The 15834-nt window shown below is 64.0% G+C and carries 11 protein-coding genes; 3 read left to right on the top strand and 8 right to left on the bottom strand.

All coding sequences use genetic code 11. The features are described from left to right. The first annotated feature begins 35 nt into the window (after positions 1–35). Positions 36–1532, top strand: a complete 1497-nt coding sequence (locus tag FHS96_RS25275) for an amidohydrolase family protein (RefSeq protein WP_429598476.1) — start codon at positions 36–38, stop codon at positions 1530–1532. 91 nt (positions 1533–1623) lie between these two features. On the opposite strand, the gene FHS96_RS25270 is transcribed toward FHS96_RS25275, so the two are convergent. The 4 genes from FHS96_RS25270 to FHS96_RS25255 all read right to left on the bottom strand — a co-directional run bounded on the left by FHS96_RS25270 (position 1624) and on the right by FHS96_RS25255 (position 9585). Next, positions 1624–3381 (bottom strand): DUF885 domain-containing protein, encoded by a 1758-nt coding sequence (locus FHS96_RS25270; RefSeq protein ID WP_429598474.1) that lies wholly within the window; start codon positions 3379–3381, stop codon positions 1624–1626. Positions 3382–3413: 32 nt separating this feature from the next. Next, on the bottom strand, positions 3414–5051 hold the full coding sequence (locus FHS96_RS25265; RefSeq protein WP_429598472.1) for an amidohydrolase family protein: 1638 nt from the start codon (positions 5049–5051) through the stop codon (positions 3414–3416). Positions 5052–5128: 77 nt separating this feature from the next. Then, entirely contained in the window at positions 5129–8095 is a 2967-nt protein-coding gene (locus tag FHS96_RS25260) for a TonB-dependent receptor domain-containing protein (RefSeq protein WP_429598470.1), read from the bottom strand. A gap of 101 nt (positions 8096–8196) precedes the next feature. Continuing rightward, positions 8197–9585, bottom strand: coding sequence for a M24 family metallopeptidase (locus tag FHS96_RS25255; protein WP_429598468.1), 1389 nt, complete (start codon positions 9583–9585; stop codon positions 8197–8199). A 186-nt stretch (positions 9586–9771) separates the two neighbouring features. Between FHS96_RS25255 and FHS96_RS25250 the strand changes: the two genes are divergently transcribed. Continuing rightward, positions 9772–10803, top strand: a complete 1032-nt coding sequence (locus FHS96_RS25250; RefSeq protein WP_429598466.1) for a hypothetical protein — start codon at positions 9772–9774, stop codon at positions 10801–10803. Between the two features lie 104 nt (positions 10804–10907). On the opposite strand, the gene FHS96_RS25245 is transcribed toward FHS96_RS25250, so the two are convergent. After that, the gene (locus FHS96_RS25245) at positions 10908–11579 is read right to left on the bottom strand and encodes a GntR family transcriptional regulator (RefSeq protein ID WP_429598464.1); all 672 of its coding nucleotides are present in this window, start codon (positions 11577–11579) and stop codon (positions 10908–10910) included. Positions 11580–11720: 141 nt separating this feature from the next. On the opposite strand from FHS96_RS25245, the gene FHS96_RS25240 reads away from it, so the two are divergent. Beyond that, positions 11721–12974 (top strand): NAD(P)/FAD-dependent oxidoreductase, encoded by a 1254-nt coding sequence (locus FHS96_RS25240; protein WP_429598462.1) that lies wholly within the window; start codon positions 11721–11723, stop codon positions 12972–12974. 42 nt (positions 12975–13016) lie between these two features. On the opposite strand, the gene FHS96_RS25235 is transcribed toward FHS96_RS25240, so the two are convergent. The 3 genes from FHS96_RS25235 to FHS96_RS25225 all read right to left on the bottom strand — a co-directional run bounded on the left by FHS96_RS25235 (position 13017) and on the right by FHS96_RS25225 (position 15821). Beyond that, positions 13017–13721: an RES family NAD+ phosphorylase gene (locus FHS96_RS25235; protein ID WP_429598460.1), complete on the bottom strand. Its 705-nt coding sequence runs from the start codon at positions 13719–13721 to the stop codon at positions 13017–13019. After that, the gene (locus FHS96_RS25230) at positions 13714–14397 is read right to left on the bottom strand and encodes a hypothetical protein (protein ID WP_429598458.1); all 684 of its coding nucleotides are present in this window, start codon (positions 14395–14397) and stop codon (positions 13714–13716) included. The genes FHS96_RS25235 and FHS96_RS25230 overlap by 8 nt, the downstream gene beginning before the upstream one ends. A gap of 107 nt (positions 14398–14504) precedes the next feature. Then, complete coding sequence (locus tag FHS96_RS25225; RefSeq protein WP_429598456.1) at positions 14505–15821, bottom strand: metal-dependent hydrolase family protein; 1317 nt, start codon at positions 15819–15821, stop codon at positions 14505–14507. Between the last annotated feature and the right edge of the window lie 13 nt (positions 15822–15834).

The raw sequence follows: 15834 nt of genomic DNA, 5'->3' as shown, positions 1-15834 counted from the left end.
GACACGAAATTCTCTGCAAGAGGGGGAACAGCGACATGCAACTCACCCGCAAAGCCTTTCTCGGCCTCGCAACCTCCGCGCTCGCCGCAGCGGCAATTCGCCCCACCCTTGCCGCCACACCCAAAACGATGGACAAGCTGAGCCCCGCGCGGCGCACTCTGATCCGCGGCGCCGACATCATCACCATGGACAGGGCGCTCGGTGAGATCACCGCCGGCGACGTGCTGATCGATAAGGGCCGTATCGCCGCGGTCGGCAAGGGGCTGCGCGCGGACGATGCCGAGCTGGTCGACGGCCGCGGCATGATCCTGATGCCCGGCATGATCGATGGCCACCGCCATATGTGGGAGGGGATGGACAATGGTGTGATCGCCAAGATCTCACGCAGCATCGGCAATTATAACGAGTACAAGCTGCGGACGATGGTCTGCTATCGGCCGGAGGATGCGTGGCTGGCGCAATACGCCAGCGCGATCCAGGCGATCGATTCCGGCGTCACCTCGGTCATCGACTATTGCCATATCTTCCACACCGCCGAACTCGCCGAGCAGGGCGCACGCGGGCTGATAGACTCCGGCATCGCCGGCACCTTCTGCTATCAGGTGTCGCACAGCCCCACCTACGAGGCGGGGGACACGGTGCGTATGGCGGATGCCAATGCGATGCGCAACGCGCCCGCCGACGACATCCACTGGCGCACCGTCAAGCAACTGCGCCAACTGGTGTTCACCGGCACGGACGGGCTCATCCGCTTCGGCCTGTGCCTCAGCCCCGGCATGAACGGCCGCCCGATAAAGGATCTGGCCGCCGAGTTCGCCAAGGCGCGATCCTATCAGCCGCACATCGTCGCGCAGCATCATCATCGCGCGAAAGAGGTGCTGGCGCCCGACCTTTTCAACCAGTTCGAGCAGCTCGGCCCTGCGGGGCTGCTTGGCCCCGACTATCACGTCACCCATGGCAACGGCATGACCGACGCCGAACTGGCGCTGTGCCGCGATACGGGGACGATGATCTGCTCCACCACGATGGGCGAGCACAGCTATCCCTACCCCTCCGTCCACGGCCGTGCGCGCGAAATGGGCGTCGCGGTGGGCATCGGCGTCGATGGCGCGCTCGCCTTCACCCATGATTATTTCCAGCATGTCCGCGGCGCCTTCTACAATCTGTTCCGCACGGACGAGGGCAAGGCGATCGCTGCGCGCTACCAGGGTGAGGATGCGCTCGATTTCGTCACCCGCCTCGGCGCCCGCGCGATCCGCGAGGAGGGCGTGACCGGCACGATCAGCGTCGGCAAGCGCGCGGACCTGCTGCTGCTGCGAACCGACCGCATCAATTTCCCGATCGTCGGCCCGCTCGCGGATCGCGTCGCCAACTATGCCAACCAGCCCGATATCGACACGGTGTGGATCGCCGGCGTCGTCCGCAAGCGCGGCGGCGCAATGGTGGGCGTGAACATGAAAGCGCTGAAGGCGAAGATCAACGAGGCATCGACCCGGATCAACCGCGACGGTGCGACCATCAACTTCGTATAAATCCCGCAGGGAGACGGAAACAGGATAAAACCACGGGTCGATGAGCACCGCTCATCGACCCGTGGATAGCCGGCCGGTCCGGCCCTGCCGACTATTCGGGAAGTGCGGGGTTCCAGCCTTCGGGCAAGGTGCCGCCATCGGCGATGAACTGGTCGAGCCGCGCCTCGAGCACGTCGAGCGGCACCGATCCCAGCGACAGGATGCAATCGTGGAAGGCGCGCTGGTCGAAGGCTGTGCCGAGCTTCGCCTCGGCCTCGGCGCGCTTGCGGCGGATCAGCATCTCGCCCAGCTTATAGGCGAGCGCCTGCCCCGGCCACGCGATATAGCGGTCGATCTCGGTTTCGATCTCGCGCTCCGAATGGGCGGTGTGATCGCGCATATATTGCTGCGCCTGCTCTCGGCTCCAGCCATAATGGTGGATGCCGGTGTCAATCACCAGGCGGGAGGCGCGCCAGATCTCGTAGGAAAGCCGGCCGAAATTCTCATAGGGCGTGTCGTAGACGCCCATCTTGGTACCCAGCCATTCGAGATAGAGCGCCCAGCCCTCGCCATAACCTGAGAAACTGGTCTGGCGGCGGAAGTCGGGCCGGCCCTTGGCTTCCGCGGCAACCGCGGCCTGGAAGCTGTGTCCTGGATTGCATTCGTGCAATGTCAGCGCGGTCAGCGTGTAGAGCGGCCGTGAGGGCAGGTCATAGGTGTTCATCAGGCAGCTTTCGAGGCCGCCGCGACCGCCCGTATAGATCGGCGCCAGCGCCGGCGGCACGGGCAGGATCGTGAAGCGCCGCCGCGGCAGGAACCCGATATAATCCGCCAGCACGCCATCCACGCGCTTGGCGACATAGGCGGAGAAAGACAGCAATTCCTTCGGCGTCTTCGGATAGAATTGCGGATCGGTGCGCAGGAAGACGAGGAATTCGGCCATGCTGCCCTTGAAGCCGGTGTCGGCCTTCACCGCCTCCATCTCGGCAGAGATCCGCGCGACTTCCTTCTTGCCCATTTCGTGGATCTGCTCGGCGGTGAGATCCAGCGTGGTGAAGCCCTTGATCTGCGCCTGGTAGAAGGCGGCGCCGCCGGGCATCTTCTCGCCCGCCAGCGTGGTACGCGCCTGCTTCATATAATCGTTGCGAATGAAGCCGAGCAGCTTCGCATAGGCGGGAACCACCGTATCGCGCACCACGCCCTCGGCCTCTGCCTTCAGCGCGGCCTGCTCCGCCGCCGGGATCGAGCCGGGAATCGCGGCGAACGGCGCCATGAAGGGATTGTCGGCGCCCGCTTCGGCGTAGGGCACGATCGTCGCGTCGCGGCCGGTAACGACGATGCGTGGCACGCTGTAGCCGCGCTTGAGCCCGGCGCGCATGTTCGCGGTCTGCTCGTCGAAATAGCGCGGAATGTCCCGCATCCGCGCGATATAGGCGCGGTAGGCGGCAACCGTCGCGAAGCCGCCCGAGCGCGGGTGGAGCCCCGCCCAGAAGAAGGTGTCGGCGTTGAAAGGCGCTTCATAGGTCTTGTAGCGGATGTTGGTGGCGAGCGTTTCCACCGAGGCCTTGAAGATCGCGTAATTGACCTTCTCTTCCGCCGAGAGCTGGTCGAGCGGGATCGCCTTCAGCTCGGCGAGCGCCTTGTCCCAATAGGCGAGCCGCGCGGCCTGCGACGCGGCATCGACGCGCGGAAGATGGTCCGCGCCGTCGATCCAGCGGCCGCTCGCGTCCTTCACCCGCGCCAGTTCGGTCTGGCGCCAGGTCCACTCGCGTTCGTACAGCGCCTTGAGGCGCGCATCGGCCTCCTGCGCATGGGCAGGCGAAGCCGCCACGACCGCTGCCGCCACCATGGCGAGCGTGAAGCTTCTCATCTCATTCCTCCGTGGTCGCGGCGGTACGCCGATCAGTTCGCCGCCGGCTCGGCGTTGACGATGGTCATGATGCCGGGGGGCATGCCGCGCTCGGCCTTGGACTTGTTCACCATGTCGCGAAGCTGTCGGCGCAGGTCCGCGGCGTCATAGATGATGCCGTCCTTCACGGTGTAGGCGATGCCGCCGATCCGCTCGACCTTGCCGGTGTCGTCGTTGAGCTTGATCGTGCCGGTGCCGAACAGCAGCTTCATGTTGGCGGCGGGATTGCCCTTGACGATGGCGAGGTCCGCCTTGCGCCCGACGCGGATCGTGCCGACCTGATCCTCATGGCCGAGCACCTTGGCGCCGACCTGCGTCGCGGCGTGGATCACCTCGAGCGGCGAGAAGCCGGCCTCGCGCATCAGCTCCATCTCCTGGATGTAGCCGAAGCCGTAGAGATTATAGATGTAGCCGGAATCGCTGCCGACCGAGACGAGCCCGCCGCGATTCTTGTACTCGTTCACGAACTGCATCCACAGCCGGTAATTCTCCTTCCATGCCATCTCGTCTTCGGTGGTCCAGTCGAACCAATAGGCGCCGTGGTTGACGCGGCTGGGGCGGTAGAAATCCCACAGCCCCGGCAGGGTATAGTCGGCATGCCATTCCGCGCGGCTCATCCGCATGAAATCGCGGCTGGTGAGATAGGCGGTGAAGGTGGGATCGAGCGCGAAATTGCGTTCCAGCAAGGTGTCCATCACCTCGTTCCACTTGTCCGATCCGGGCTTGGCGGTCTGCGCCCACAGCCGGCCGGATTCGCCGAAGCGCATCTGCTCGTCATTGTTGATGAAGTCGGCGGGCCAGGCCTGGATGCGCTTGTCGGTGAACATCGCCTCGGGCAGCCCGTACCAATGCTCCATCGATTCCAGGCCGTGCGCCGAGGTGGTCAGCACATTGGCATAGGCGACGCTGGGCTGGGCATGGTGCATCGTGCTGCGCAGCCCGATCTTCTTGGTTTCCTCGATCGCGGCGAACAGCACATCCTCGGCACCGCCGATGAACTTGATGCCGTCGGCGCCGCGCTTCTTGGCCTCCTGGATGGCAAGGCGCGCCTGCACCGGATCGTTGATCGGCGTGGTGCGGATCTGGTGGAACATGGGATAGATGTCGATGCGCGGCGCGACGATCTCGTTGCGGGCGGAGCGATCCTTGATCCCCTTCAGCCATTCGATCGGCTGCCCGCTGCCGAGATCGCGCACCGAGGTGATGCCGTTCGCCATCCACAGCTTGAGGATATATTCGGACGGCACCTTCTGGTCGTCCGCCATATTGTGGAGGTGGACATGGCCGTCGACGAAGCCCGGCATCACCGTATAGCCGGTCAGGTCCATCTCATAATCGCCCTTGGCGGCGCGTGCGCCTTCGTCGATCGCCTTGGGCACGCCGATGCTCTTGATCTGGGCGATGCGGTCATTCTCGATGACGAGGTCGATAGGCCCCTGCGGAGGTGCGCCGGTGCCGTCGATGATCGTCACGTTGCGCAGCACGATGCGGGCATAGGGGCCGACGCCTTCCTTGCGCGCGGGGATGGCGTCCGGCGGCGCGGTTCCGGCGGGCGCCGCCTGCGCCACGGTCGGCGTGGCGAGGGCAAGCGAGGCGGTCATGAGCAGCAGAGCGTGGCGCAGTTTGAGCATGGCGCGGAATTCCCTGTTGATGGTGCGCAAGGAAAAGCCGGCGGGCCCCGAAGTGCCCGCCGGCGCTATGGTATCGATCAGAATTTGACGCGGGCACCCGCAAAGAAGCGGACCCCCATCAGGTCGTAGAGCGAGATGTCGACATTGGCGTCGCCGACATAAGTGGTGCCGAGGATCGGCGGCTGCTTGTCGAACACATTGTCGACACCGCCGAAGAAGGTGAAGTTCTCGGACACTTCATAGTTGGTCGAGAGATCGAAATACCAGACCGGGTCGAGCTTGCCGATGCTGGTCGTCACCGTCTTGTAGGGCTTGATCGCACCGACCATGCGGCCCTGCGCACGCAACGTTAACGGGCCATTGTTGTAGGATGCGTTCACGTTCAGCTTGAAGTCGGGGATGATGAAGCCGCCATTGCCCTGCGAACAGCCGCCGCCATAGCGACCGGCGCAGTCGAGCGGCTCGGCGGTCGACAGCGTCTGGATCGAGCGTTCGAACATCCAGCTGGCGACGCCCTGCAGCGAGAGATTGGCATCCTCGCCGAAGAAGGTCGGCAGCGAGGTGCGATAGTCCACCTGCGCGTCGAGGCCCTTGGCCTTGATCGAGCCGATATTCTGCAGGTTGACCATCACATAGTCGATCTGGCCGTTGGGCAGGCGGCGGATCGCCTGGCAGGTCGTGCTGTTGATGTCGCCATTGGCGAGGCAGTCGTTGAGGGTCTGGATGTTGTTGATCGAAGCGACGGCGTCGTCGATCTTGATGTTGTAATAGTCGACCGTGATGTTGAGCCCTCGCAGGAAGGGCGGAGAGATGACGCCACCGATCGTGTAGGTCTTGCTGGTCTCCTCCAGCAGATTGGGATTGCCGCCCGTCTCCTGGTTCATGCCCAGCGCCGACTGGTAGAAATTGTCGATGTCACTCGCGGGCACGCCTGTCGCGACGCAGATCGCCTTGACCGCCGCACTGCGCGTGTCGGACGTGGCCGAGGTGCGGGCGCACGGGTCGGCGCCGCCGACATAGCCGATCGATCGCGCCGAATAGAGTTCGCCGATGTTGGGCGCGCGGATCGCGACGTTGTAGGCGCCGCGGATGCGGATCCAGTCGACCGGCGCATATTCGCCGCCGGCCTTCCAGGTGAAAACCCCGCCCACCGTCGAATAATCCGAATAGCGGGCGGCGCCTTCGAACGCGAGCGTGTCGATGAAGGGCATGTCGCCAAGGATCGGTATGCGGATTTCGCCGAACACTTCCTTCACGTCGAAGCTGCCCGACAGCGCCTTTTGCGAGCCGGTGCCATATTCGCCGGCAAGATCCTGCGCGCTCGGCGTGAACGCATAGCGATCCTTGCGATATTCGGTACCGAGCGCGACCGCGACCGGCCCGGCGGGCAGGTCGAGCAAGGTGCCGCTGATCGAGGCGCCGGCGACCTGCCGGACGAACTCGTCCTCGGAACGGCGGATCGGCGTGAGGAACACGCCGGCTTCGGGAGAAATCGCATTGAGACCGAAGATATTGACCGGCACGCAGCCCAGGATCTGCGTACGGCACACCACCTGGCCCGAGCCATTGGTCACCGTATCGAGGCCGAGGCTGAGGCGGGTCTGCGAGATTACGCCTTCGGCGCGCGTATCGGTGCGGTTGCGCTGATACTGGTAGAACGCATCCCAGCGCCAGTTATGGCCGATCATGTCAAAATCGCCGCGCACGCCGCCCGTGAACGCAAGCTGGTTGCGCTCATAGAAGGAATTGCGCGTGCCGAGTTCGTCTGCGCGGCGGCCCGCACCGACGACCGATGCGGTGCCATCGCCATCGGGATCGAAGATCGCGGTATTGGCGGCAAAGAAGTTGCGCACCGCAACCGGCAGCCCCGGATTGGTCGCATAATTGGGCACGAGCAAGGTCTGCGAGGCCGCACCCGGCGTAACCGGCGCGAAGGAATCCGGTGCCAGACGGGAATCATTCTTCGAATTGATGTAGAACGCCTCGCCATAGACGGTGACATGATCGCCGACATCATAATGCGCGAGCGCGGAGATGTTGCGACGCTCCTGCGGGCGCTGCAAATAGTTGAGCGGCGCGTAATTATAGGTGTCCTGCGGCTGGCAATAGGGCAAGGGCGTGCCATTCTCACCGAAGCGGATGCCGGTGATGTTCGGGCAGGCCCCGGTGGGAGTGACATTGACGCCGACGAGCTGATCGCGCTGCGCCTGGCTGAGGCCGATGCGTGTACCCGGGATGTTGCCCGAACCGGAATAGACGAGTTCGCCATTGATCTCCGCCAGCGGCGTGCGGCTATAGGCGCGAGACGACTGGAAGAAAGGCTCCTGCTTGGCCCAAGTCGCGGCCACCGTCACATTGCCACGGCCGTCGCCGGTGCTGGCGCCATAGGTGAGGTCCAGCTTGTAGCTCGCCGCATCGCCACGGCCGGTGATGCCCGACTGCGCCGACATTTCGACACCCTCGAACTTGTCGTTGAGGATGAAATTGACCGCGCCGGCGATCGCGTCCGAACCATAGACCGCCGATGCGCCGCCGGTGATGATTTCGACGCGCTTGATCAGCGAATCCGGAATCGAGGCAAGGTCGACTTCGCCGCCCGAGTTCGCCGGAATGAAGCGGCGCCCGTTGACGAGCACGAGGCTGCGCGAGGAAGACGGGCTCTGCGCACCGGGCTGGTTTAGGCCGCGCAGGTTGACGGTAAGCACGCCGCTGCCGCCACCGATATTGGCAGCGGAATTGTTGCCGGATGCGAGCTGCGGAAATTCGTTGAGCGTCTTTTCGAGTGAGACATTGCCCGAGGCCTTGATCTCGGATTCACCGACCACGGTCACCGGGCTGGGTGCAGTCAGGTCCGAACGGACGAGACGCGATCCGGTAACGACAATATCGCCGCTTGCGGACGGCTGCGGTTCGGTGACGCTTTCGGCTTCCTGCGCCGCTACAGGCTGCACCGCAGCCAGCAGAAGCGTTCCAAATATGGTGGAGCAGAACAATGTCCTGCGATGCGTTCGTCGGAAAAAGCTTACATTGCGCGATCCAATCATGCCAAATCCCCTTTTTTGTCCGATAGGAATCTCGAGACGCACCTCTCCTGTCAGGTGAATTATATTTTAGTTTTATTTTAGGTATGCAGACCGGAGTCAGCTCAGATCTGAATGAAGGCCCATTCTTCGGACCATGGCAGGCGTGACATCTGCCGCGACGGGCCCGTCTCCTGTACGATGAAACCATCGGAGAAATTGGCGCCGGTGCCGGTTTCCGGATCGAACATGCCCGGTTCGACCGAAAACATCATGCCGGTGTCGAGTACGGTATGGTCGCCGAGCGCCAGATACGGCGGCTGGTGGCCTTCCATGCCTTCGCCATGCGCGGGGCGATGGTAGATATATTTCTGCATGCCCGCGGCAATCTGCATCTTGTGGATTTCATAGGCGACGTCGGAACAGAGCGTGCCCTTGCGCGAGAGATCCTTCTGCATCAGGCAGCCGTCGCGCGCGGTCTTCCACACCTTTTCCATATGGCCAGTGCGCGGCGCGATCATATAGGGTCGATAGAGTTCGCCGCCGCAGCCGCCGATACGGACAACGCCCGCCACTTGGATCGCCTTGCCGCGCTCGATCTTGTTGTAGTGAAACTGGTTGGGATGCGGATAGCCCGTCGCCTGCCCGACGCGGCAACCGACGCCGACGCTGACACCCACCGCCTGATGCGGCTTGCCCGTCGATTTCAGGTCTTTCATGACCAGTTCGGTGCCGAACTTCATCGCCGCATTGGCGACCTCATAGTCATAGAGGTCGGTGCCGTGCGTCATGATCAGATCGCGCGCGAAGCAATGGATCCGATCGAAATAGGTATAGGCGCGGCGGGTAAGCTGGATCTCCAGCGGATTCTTGCGCTGGCGCATATACATGCAGTCGGCAGCCGCCGAGACCATCGGCGAACCCAGCACCTCGACCACCGGCTTCTGCCGCGAAGGCACCAGTTCGCGATCGACCGCCAGCTTCTTGCCGGCAAAGCCGCGCTTCTTGAGGCCTTCGAGCAGCCACACCCACAGATCGCGGGTCGGCCCCTTGGTCAGCTTGCCTTCCTGCGGCATCGCCCCGGCCACGTCGAGCCAGTCGAAATACATGTCACCATCTTCATACCACCAGGTCTGGATAAGATCGCGATCGAGCGCGGGATAGAACCAGATCGGGTGCGTGCCCTTGGTCGGGATAAAGCAATGGATCATCCGCTCGGTGGTCGTGAAGAACAGCCCGGTGAAGTAGATGACGTTCCACTGGTCGGTGAGCAGGATGCCGTCGAGCCCGGCCTTTTCCAGCTTCGCCTGCAGCGTCTGCGTCCGCTCCTTGCTCCAGCTCAGCGGCAACCGGTCGATGGTAACGTCCGGCAAATTGTCCTTCGGCAGGAGCAGCTTGGCGGATTCCGCGCCTGTCGGTAGCGTTCGCTTTTCACTCTGTGCCGCCACTGGACCACTCAATGTGGACGCGGCAGCCGCCGCCAGTCCGCCGCCGATGAAATGCCTTCTCTGCATCATGACCGCCCCCGATTCTACAAACTGTATACGGGATACGATATACGTTGTCGGAGCCGTGTCAACGTGTTGTCCGCGTACCGTCATCAATCAAGGCTGAAGCGCGGCGTTTCTCGGCATTTTATACTTTAGGCTTGAAGGAAGCGCTTCGCTGCGACGGGCGGGCCGGACAATCCGTGCAACCGCATGGCATGGTCGACGCGCAGGAATTTATGCGCTTATGTCGGCCACATGAAACAAGTTAGCATCCCTCGGTCGGCATTCGCACATAAGCTGCGCGCATCTTGGTGGCTTGAAGCTGTTGCAATAACCTTGCTGGCGGCGGTGTCTTCACCAGCATATGCAAATGCCGACGCACCGATCCCTCCTAAGTCGGAACGCGCTCCGGAAATACGGCTGGCCGACAAGGTCGTGACCCTGCCTGTTGTCATGGTTCGGGAGTTTCCGTTTATCGAGGGATCGATCGCGGGCGTTACGGGCAAGCTCATGCTCGACACGGGCATGGAACAGGCTCTCACCGTCAATGACCATCGCGTCCCGATGTCGGGCGGGCGGACGATCGGAACAGGGTTCTTCGGAAGCGGGCAGACCTTCGCGGTCCGCCTCATGCCCGAACTGGCCGACATACGTATCGGCGGGCTGATTTACCCACGCGCGACGGCCGTACCCACCCAGGATGCCCGCCTGCTCGAAGGCATCACCCCGGATTTCATCGGTTGGCTCGGCCATCACGCCTTCGCGACCCATGCGCTCAAGCTCGATTATCGGAACGCGCGCGCGACCTTCTACAAGGAAGGTGAAGCCAACTATCTCAAGGGAGAACGCGTGATCGCCCATCTGCCGTTCGAGATACGCAAGCTGCCCAACCACCCCGTGATGGCAGCACGCATCGGAGACATGGCGGTCGTCGCAACCTGGGACACGGGGCAATATGGTACGCTATATACCAGCGAGGAGACCAAGGCCCGACTGTTGAAAGAGGGGCGTCTGACGCCGTCGCCCACGATACCGGACGGTTTCGATCTTCATGGTTTGCAGTTGAACGGACATGACATGCCAGTCGTGCGGGGGATCACCGTCGAGATCGAGCCCTCCCCCGCTGCAGTACCAACGGGGATCACCGAGCCCGATGAACTGGCGATCGGCTACGCCCTTCTACATCAGTTCAAGACAGTGTGGGACTATCAGCAACGCCGTATCTATTTACTGGAACGATAGGGTCGAAGAGCGGCTGTTGTTTCGTACGAATATCGCCCTGAGTAGCCATTGAACCTGGCGGAATCGCTACTCAGGGCAATGGCTGGGGTTACCGTTCCAGCCCTTCAGCGCTTGCCGGTCTGGGCAACTTCATCCTGCGGCAATTGCCGCCGCAGATCTTCAAGCGTCTGCGCGATATGTTCGTGCATCAACGGCAGCAGCGCATCGACGTCGCGATCCAGCCACGCCTTGAAGATTTCCCGATGCTCGTCATTGGCGCGCTCATCACGCCCGAGAGGTTCGAGATGCTTGCGGACATAGCGTTCGGACAACACATGGAGCCGCTCGAGGATGCTGTTGGTCACGAAGCTGCGCGACGGGCGGATCAGCGCCAGATGGAAAGCGCGGTTGAACGCCCCCACACCTTCGCCATGCTCGTCGGTCACGCGATACAGCGTTTCCAGCGTGTCGGTGGCAAAGGCGCGTTCCTCATCGGTGGCGCGCATCGCCGCGCGCGCGACGGCCGCAGGCTCCAATGTCAGGCGCAGGTCGAACACCTCCTCCGCCTCGTCTGCGGAGAGCGGCCGGACGAAAAAGCCGCGATTGGCCTGCGCGCGTACCAGACCTTCCTGTTCGAGCCGCCCCAGCGCCTCGCGCAACGGGATCTTGCTGACCCCCAGTTCCGCTGCCAGTGCATCCTGACGAATGGCGCCATCGCCGGCGACCGCACCCGATAGTATTCTATCCCTTACAAGTTCCACCAATTGATCTGAGAGATTACGAACAACGAGACTCATATTCTTTCCTACAACGTCAAGCTGACAATCTTCTGTCGCGGTTATTCGACAGGCGCAATTGCCGTCGGCACCGGCACATCCCCATCGACTCAACCCCGTAGCCTATTTGCCAGCGGTTCGTATACGATATATGGATCGGGGATGGCAGAGAGAAATCGTGCGGGTTCCACAGCCCTCGTCATCGGCGCGGGCGTCATCGGTCACGCCTCGGCCATTGCGCTGCAGCGCGCGGGGCTGGCGGTAACGCTCGTCGCGCCGCCGACAGGCCCGGAAGCGAGTTGGGGCAATGCCGGCCACATCGCCACCGAACAGGTCGAACCGCTCGCGTCCCGGGCGACGATCATGTCCGCGCACCGCCGGGTGTTCGTGCGCGGCGGCGCGCTCGGCCTGCCGCCGCGTGACATTGCGGCGTGGCTGCCCTTTTCAATGCGGCTACTGCGGTCGTCCGGCGCGTCGCAATTCGCCGCGGGCGCGCGCGCGCTCGGTTCGATGCTGGGCGGGGCGCTGCCGGCGTGGCGCGCACTGCTCGAAACCGCGGGAGCAGGGACGCTGCTGCGCGAGGAAGGCCATTTCGTGCTGTGGGAAAGCGCGGCCACCGCGGAGGCCGGGCGTCGCCGCTGGGCGCAGACCGATATCGGCGCCACCAGCTTCCGCGGTGCCACTCGGGAAGAACTCGCGCAGATCGGAAGCTCGTTTCAGGTGGCGGCCGCCGGCGCGATCCGCTTTGCGGGCAGCGCCCAGATCGCCGACCTTCCCCAACTCGCGCGCGCACTGGATGCGGCGTTCGGCGCCGGCGGCGGGCAGCGGCGGCTGGGCCGCGCGATCGGGCTGGAACGGCACGGCGCGCGCGCGACCGCGCATCTCGACGATGGCGAACGGCTCGACGCCGACATCATCCTGGTCGCCGCCGGTGTCGGCTCGAAGCCCTTGCTGGCGCCGCTCGGCCACCATGTCCCGATCATCGCGGAGCGCGGCTATCACATCCAGATGGCAGCACCCGATTGGCCGCGCGATCTGCCGCCGATCGCCTTCGAGGATCGATCGATGATCGTCACGCGCTTCGAATCCGGGCTGCGCGCCGCGAGCTTCGTTGAATTCGGCCGCGAGCACAGCCCGCCCGATCCCCGCAAATGGGCGAGACTGCGCCGCCATGCCACCGAACTCGGCCTGCCCGTCGCAGAAGACACAAACGAATGGATGGGCGCCCGCCCCACGCTTCCAGACTATCTGCCGGCCATCGGCCGAAGCGCGGCGGCGCCCAATATCCTCTACGCCTTCGGCCACCAGCATCTCGGCCTCACGCTGGCCGCGGTAACGGGCGAAGCCGTGGCAGCCATCGCCACCGGCAGTACGGCGCCGTTCGACACCACGCCCTTCGCGCTCGAGCGCTTCTGAGCACTCCCCTCGCCCTGTCCTGGAGCAATCCGGCTCCCGAAACTATTTCCCGGTAACCCTGACGCCGATCCGCGCTGCAAGTTTCAGGACATCGGCATAGGTGGCGGCATCGTCCACGATATCGGCCGAGGGCGCATGCGCCGTCAGCGTCGTGGCGCCCATGCGATCACCGAACAGGATGATCGCCACCGCCCGATCGTCCTGCCGCGAAATCCAGTAGAGACCCTGTACGTCCTTGCACCGGGCGTGGATTGCCTCCGCCCAGGCACGGGTCTGCGGATAGACATTCTTTTCGCTGTCGATCAGGTCGCCGCGCATGATCCCGAGTTTGCGCAGCGCCGTGCCGGTGAGGTCCGCGAGCTGCAGATCGGCGGTCACGACGATCTGCGAATGAAGATGCTGCCTGAGCTTTCGTTTCGCGTGCGTCTTCAACCCGGCGACGAAGGGCACGTCATGGAATACGGTCTCCATCGCGGCGCAATCGAACGTCGTGCCGCCATAGATCGTGGGGATGCCGTTGCCCTTGGCATCGAAGATCGGGCTGAACCGCGCATTGCCCTTCGGCCCCGGATTGAACTGATCGGCAGCATAGATTGCCGGGTGGATGCGATGGATCACCCGGCCCTTCGACCAGGAGATGCGCTTCACCAACGCATCGAGGCGGGACGGCGGCGTCGGAATCGTTGCCGCCGGCACAGCGCGGTCACCAGGCGGGAGCGGAGCGCCCGCCCCCGTCGCCTCAGCCATGCGCGACGCCGGCAATCTCATCCTCGGCGGCGGCGAGCACCTGCTCCGGCGCCGCCTTGAGCAGGTCCATCGGCCGCGCCCCGCCGAGGAAGCCGTTCACCGACGCGAACCAGGTCGCGACATCCCATTCGTCGAGCTGCCCCTCGAAACAGCGCAGCACCGGCGCCATCCCCTTGAACGGACGGTAACCAGCGTCGCCGTCGAGCGCATAACCCGGATAATAATCATTGCCCTGCTGGCGGATCGCGAAGATCCTGCCTTCACGCTTCCACTTGTTGGGCTGCGCGCTGGCGTTCTGCCCGTTGAACCCGGCCAGTTTCGAAAGCTGCGCCGCCGTCAGCCATTCGGCCGATTCGAGCACCGCGGTGCGCGCCTCGGCATTCATCTGCGCCTCAAGGATCAGATGCTGCGGCAGCGGCACCGACGGCACGAGGGCGTCGACGATCTTGGCGATCGCTTCCTGATCGCGCCTGCCCAGCTTCGCGAGCACGAGCGGCGCGATCAGGCTCACCGCTTCGGCAAGCGCGCGGGCAACCTTCGGATTGGCATGTTCGAGCGTGAGCATGACGACCTGATCGTCATCGGCCGTCGTCAGCCGCTTGCGCAACTCGGTCGCCGTGCCCGCAACCGCCTCGAAATTGATGGAGCCGAGCTCCCCGGAAAACGCCGTCGCCATATGCCAATCCAGTCGGATATATTGGATATGGATATAGCATCATCTCCCGGATATTCAACACCAAGGCCCCTCATCCTCTCCCCCTGAGAAGGATGAGGGGCCGGCGATCAGGGATTGACCAGCGTCACCGGCTGCTCGATCCCTCCGCGCTTGTAGACGACGCCGCCCTTCATCACGAAGTCGATCGCCTCGACCAGCTTGATGTCGCCGACCGGATCGCCGCGCACCGCGACGATATCGGCGTAGCGCCCCGCCTCGATCTTGCCGATGTCGGGCGACCCGACCAGATCGGCACCACCGCCGGTGGCCGCCACCAGCACGTCGATCGGCGCCATCCCCGCCTCTACCATCAGGGCGGCTTCCTTGGGATTCTCCCCCGCGCCGGTGTCGCTGCCGAAACCGATCTTCACGCCGGCCTTGTAGGCGGCGGTCAGCTTGGCGCTGCCGGTGCCCATCGCCAGCACCTTCTTCAGCGTCGACGAATTGAGCGTTTCCGGGCGCTTCTGCGCGGTTTCGTAAAGCTTGCGGGTCGTCAGCAGGGTCGGCACGAAATAGGTGCCCCGCGCCTTCATCAGCGCCCAGCTCTCGGCATCGGCATAGGTGCCATGCTCGATCGAATCGGCGCCCAGCCGCACGGCATTGTCGATCGCCGCCTTGCCATGGCCATGCGCGGCGAGCTTGAGGCCCAGCGCGTGCGCGGCTTCGGCCGCCGCCTGGATCTCGGCATTGCTCATCAACTGCGCCTTGGGATCGTCGCCGCTGCTGACCACGCCGCCCGACGGCATGATCTTGATGACGTTGGAACCCAGCTTGTGCTCCTTGCGGACGAGCGAGGTCACCGCATCGGCACCATCGGCCAGGCCGGCACCGAATTCGGGCCGCGACACGTCCGACGCCAGGCCATGGCTCCAGTCATTATGGCCGCCGGTGGGGCCGATCGCCTCACCCGCCACCCACATGCGCGGGCCGACGATCGATCCGCGGTCGATCGCGGCGCGCAGCGCGACATCGGCGCCATAAAGACCGCCAAGATCGCGGATCGTCGTCACGCCGGACAGCAGGATCGCGCGCGCATTGACCGTCGAGGCGAGCGCGACGTCGATCGGCGAATAGGTCATCGTCTTGGCGATCGGATTGCCCGTGCGCGGCAGCGAGGTGATGTGGGTGTGGCCGTCGATCAGGCCGGGCAGCACGGTCTCGTCCTTGAGGTCGATCACCTCGGCGCCGGCCGGCGTGACATGGCCCGGCACCACCGAGACGATCCGGTCATCCTTGATGATGATACTGGACGGCCCCTGCAGCACCCGCTTCTCGCCGTCGAACAGGCGCCCGGCATGGATCACCCGATCCTGCGCGGCGGCGCTGCCCGCGCCCAGCACCAGCGCGAGCAATGCCGCGCCCGCCTTAACCCCCTGCGTTCTCATATCTGCCCCCCTT

The sequence above is a fragment of the Sphingomonas zeicaulis genome, from assembly GCF_050433225.1.
Lineage (GTDB): Bacteria > Pseudomonadota > Alphaproteobacteria > Sphingomonadales > Sphingomonadaceae > Sphingomonas_D > Sphingomonas_D zeicaulis.
This window is presented reverse-complemented; position numbering and strand designations above follow the sequence as displayed.

Bases quoted from the DNA above. Each gene is read 5' to 3' on its own strand.
- FHS96_RS25275 (WP_429598476.1), top strand. From the start codon at position 36: ATGCAACTCACCCGCAAAGCCTTTCTCGGCCTCGCAACCTCCGCGCTC.
- FHS96_RS25250 (WP_429598466.1), top strand. From the start codon at position 9,772: ATGGCATGGTCGACGCGCAGGAATTTATGCGCTTATGTCGGCCACATG.
- FHS96_RS25255 (WP_429598468.1), bottom strand. From the start codon at position 9,585: ATGCAGAGAAGGCATTTCATCGGCGGCGGACTGGCGGCGGCTGCCGCG.
- FHS96_RS25235 (WP_429598460.1), bottom strand. From the start codon at position 13,721: ATGGCTGAGGCGACGGGGGCGGGCGCTCCGCTCCCGCCTGGTGACCGC.
- FHS96_RS25245 (WP_429598464.1), bottom strand. From the start codon at position 11,579: ATGAGTCTCGTTGTTCGTAATCTCTCAGATCAATTGGTGGAACTTGTA.
- FHS96_RS25260 (WP_429598470.1), bottom strand. From the start codon at position 8,095: ATGATTGGATCGCGCAATGTAAGCTTTTTCCGACGAACGCATCGCAGG.
- FHS96_RS25265 (WP_429598472.1), bottom strand. From the start codon at position 5,051: ATGCTCAAACTGCGCCACGCTCTGCTGCTCATGACCGCCTCGCTTGCC.
- FHS96_RS25240 (WP_429598462.1), top strand. From the start codon at position 11,721: ATGGCAGAGAGAAATCGTGCGGGTTCCACAGCCCTCGTCATCGGCGCG.
- FHS96_RS25230 (WP_429598458.1), bottom strand. From the start codon at position 14,397: ATGGCGACGGCGTTTTCCGGGGAGCTCGGCTCCATCAATTTCGAGGCG.
- FHS96_RS25225 (WP_429598456.1), bottom strand. From the start codon at position 15,821: ATGAGAACGCAGGGGGTTAAGGCGGGCGCGGCATTGCTCGCGCTGGTG.
- FHS96_RS25270 (WP_429598474.1), bottom strand. From the start codon at position 3,381: ATGAGAAGCTTCACGCTCGCCATGGTGGCGGCAGCGGTCGTGGCGGCT.